Origin of the sequence: Streptococcus acidominimus (assembly GCF_001921825.1) — a bacterium.
In the GTDB taxonomy this organism is placed as follows: Bacteria; Bacillota; Bacilli; order Lactobacillales; family Streptococcaceae; genus Streptococcus; species Streptococcus acidominimus.
On the sequence record NZ_MSJL01000087.1, the window covers coordinates 1 to 3,262 of the forward strand.

6 protein-coding genes are annotated in these 3,262 nt (G+C 39.5%); 5 read left to right on the forward strand and 1 reads right to left on the reverse strand.

What is annotated here, in order from left to right; genetic code table 11:
- From BU200_RS10230 to BU200_RS10250, 5 genes are all read left to right on the forward strand, one after another.
- Positions 1–1,112: HNH/endonuclease VII fold putative polymorphic toxin (locus BU200_RS10230; protein WP_075100026.1), on the forward strand; the 1,112-nt coding region annotated here is incomplete at its 5' end.
- Positions 1,113–1,132: 20 nt separating this feature from the next.
- Entirely contained in the window at positions 1,133–1,534 is a 402-nt protein-coding gene (locus BU200_RS10235; RefSeq protein WP_075100027.1) for an Imm50 family immunity protein, read from the forward strand.
- Between the two features lie 12 nt (positions 1,535–1,546).
- Positions 1,547–1,747 (forward strand): hypothetical protein, encoded by a 201-nt coding sequence (locus tag BU200_RS10240; RefSeq protein ID WP_075100028.1) that lies wholly within the window; start codon positions 1,547–1,549, stop codon positions 1,745–1,747.
- Between the two features lie 10 nt (positions 1,748–1,757).
- On the forward strand, positions 1,758–2,075 hold the full coding sequence (locus tag BU200_RS10245) for a DUF6572 domain-containing protein (RefSeq protein WP_075100029.1): 318 nt from the start codon (positions 1,758–1,760) through the stop codon (positions 2,073–2,075).
- A gap of 303 nt (positions 2,076–2,378) precedes the next feature.
- Complete coding sequence (locus tag BU200_RS10250) at positions 2,379–2,996, forward strand: hypothetical protein (protein WP_115265051.1); 618 nt, start codon at positions 2,379–2,381, stop codon at positions 2,994–2,996.
- Positions 2,997–3,038: 42 nt separating this feature from the next.
- Here BU200_RS10250 and BU200_RS10255 read toward each other — a convergent pair.
- Positions 3,039–3,262: transposase family protein (locus BU200_RS10255; protein ID WP_142237035.1), on the reverse strand; the 224-nt coding region annotated here is incomplete at its 5' end.

A 3,262-nucleotide genomic window follows, 5' to 3' on the forward strand; every position in this document is an offset into this window, starting at 1 on the left:
TTCAGCAACAGGAATCACAAGTCAGAGCTCAAGCCCATGCACAGGCGGTCCGGTATCGTCAGCAACAGATCCGCAGTGAGTATGCGCAAGCAACAGGATACTATGGCACCCCTAGAACCCGTGAAGCGAAGAACCTTTTACGAAATTGGGGTAAGGCTCTAAAAGAGACCTATACGCATGTTTGTAAAACAGCCCAGCGTGTTGGGAAGCAGGCAGTGAACTTCTCCAAGACAATTGATTGGAAAAAGGTTGTAAGCGTATCGGCATACATTGCTGGAGAGTTCTTATCTGTTAATGATGTTTATCGGTTGGTTACTGGTAAAGATCCTCTGACGGGTGAAAAGGCTAGTCGTTTAGAGGCTGCCGCTTGGTTGACATTAGACGTTCTAACCCTAGGTGGTAGCAAGGCAGGTAAGGTTGCCAAAATCGCAACCAAGGCGAATAAGCTAGTTGATGTCGTTAAAGGAAGTAAGGTTGTATCACGAGTTAATAAAACAGTAGATGTTGTCAAGAGCTCTAAAGCAGTATCTAAAGCGAATAAAGTGATTGATTCTGGTAAAGCCTATCTGAAATCTGGAGCTAATAAACTACTTGACACTCCTCTTTCCCTTTCTCCACGACTGGCAACAGCAGGTGGTTCTGCCATGAATATGGGAGGGACTACTCTTCGAGAAGCTGGACAGAATGTCAAGAAAGGCTTTGACAACTTCGTTCAAGCTTTTGCGAAGAATGGAGATGAGGTTGCACAAGGGACTGGGAAAGGCAGTAGAAAAGCGAATAAACCAAGTAGATCAGAAGCATTCCGGAGTGCAAAAAGAGATGCAGGAATTCCAAATAGTCAACACCCTAAAAAAGTTGATAGAGCACCTATGACAGATATGAATGGAAAACAGCAGTTAGATTCAGAATTTAGACCTATAAATACGCGAGAATATCATTATGAAAATAAAGATGGGAAGATAATTGTTATTCAGGAACATAGTGCAGGACATACTTACGGTCCAGAGGGAACCGTAGGTAATCAAGGAGCGCATTTCAATATCAGACCTATTGATGATTTAAGAAATGGGAAAATCGATGGTACAAGGTCACATTATCCATTTCAGCCATAAAAAAAGAAGGACTAATTAAGATGTGGTATGATAATATAGAAAATACTCAATTTTTATTGACACTTTATAATGATATTCCTAAGCTTGAAAATATAGAAATAATTGAGATTAAAACTTGGAGTCGTGGTCAAAGAATAGACTTAATTTTTGATATAGCAAGTGCTGTGGACATTGTTCCACCTAAGTGGAAATTACAGGGATATACTCATGCACGTTTACGTATGACCTTTTTCAATGTCCGGGAGTCAAATATTGTAATAACTGGTGATAATCTAAAAGTAGACGCAGATATAAAAGAAGATAAGTATATCTATTTTAATGGGAGTAACTTTAGTACCAATATTTCTATAATAGCTGATAGTGTCTACTTACAGTCCATAGAAGGGTTTAAAAAGCCCAATAAAAAAACAATTGATTTCTGAGACAGGAGAACAATGGACGGGCATACTGATGATAGTATCAAAATTGTTGACTATAAATCTTCTCCTACCGCCCCCTTAACGAAAAACCAGAAAAAAGGATTTCCTGAGCTACAAGACTATGGTGGCACTGTAGTAGGAAGCGGGAAAGAACCATTTGTTGGTGGGACAGTAATTGAACCTGGGACAAGAGTAGAAATTATTAGACCAGATTAGGAGAAAATATATGGCAGTTAACGATTTTAATACTATTGATGCAATTGGTACAAATCAAGAAGGAGATTTGACTTTATTAATTGCTGATCATTTGGATTGGCGTGATGAAAAAAAGCACTTATTAATACTACAAACGAAGATTAACAGGTATTTGGATTTTATTCAAGATGAAGAGTATAAAGAGTACTTTGAGGGTGAGTTTTCACAATTTATAATTGATATTCATTTTCAATTTGGGTGGTCAGAAAATTGTAGGAAATTTCTGAAACAAGTTGTAGAAATTACAAAACCGCTTAATATTATTATTAGAATAGAAACAGATGTTTAGTGGTGCTGTTGGCGTTTGAGCTAGTTAGTGAGGACTTTGAAAACGTACCGTTTTCCGTCCTCTCTCGCCTAGCTCCCCGCCCACCTATGGAGGTTATACTCCATAGGTGTTTTGTCACATCACCACTAGAGCTATTTGGTGTGTCATAGTTAATTATGCTGAGGGGATAAGGTTCTCTTACTTATTTATTCGTAAAGAAATCTAAAAAATACGCTGTAAATAAATTTTTATAAAAAAATGTATCATAGAGCAGGTGGTTTATAGTAGTAATCTCCCGACCTAGCTAGAAAATAAGGTCTTCTCATGGCTGCCCTCTATGCCAGGGATGATAACCGAGTATTTACCGCCAGCCGTAAGGAGGGCAAGCATACCTATCAACTCTTTAAGCGCGAGGAGAAGAAGAAGTCTCCTTATACCGCACCAGCTGGTGAAGAACACAGTCTCTTCTGGTATGGCTTTAGTCAGAATGTGTTACAAGCCCTTTCCAGCCTCCCACAAACAGTAGGTACTATTTGGCACGAGATCTTTGACGACGTGTCTATTGCTTACCATAAGAAAGTGGAGAAAGATCGAGCCAATGAAGAGGGATTGGTGGTCAACCCACCAAGTATCGGGGATCTTCCGGATGAGGGTGAAGTAACTTACGCCAGCCAAGTCAAGGATGTTCTGATTCCTTATACCACAAGAGAAGATAGCTTCAATTACTACGAAGAACGTAACTACGTTAACGACATCAATCGTCAGCATACCGAGGTTCTCCAGACCTATGACCGTGAGCTAAACTACACCTATGGTCAGGGTAGAACATCTTATCGCAACCATGAAACAGGCGACCATTACAACTATCTGACCAACCAGTCTGGCTCTGTGACAGGCTTGACCAAGGACGGACAAGACGGAGGCTTGGAGAAAGTGAGTTAAAAATGTCATGAGAATAAGAGGTATAATAGACTTGTTCGGTAACTACTTGGTTTCAAAATTAATAATCCTACAAATTAACTCAGCACGTATTTCAAAACGTTTTCTCCGACCACGATAGTCTTGTTTCATGATTTGAAACGTCTTAAACTTCGCATTGAAATGCTCAATTTGGATACGAATCGCTGCCATCTCACGATTTAGTTGCTTTTCCTCTTCCGTCAATCTGTGATGTTTTGAGTTCTTAGCTGGAATAAAGCTATTTTCAT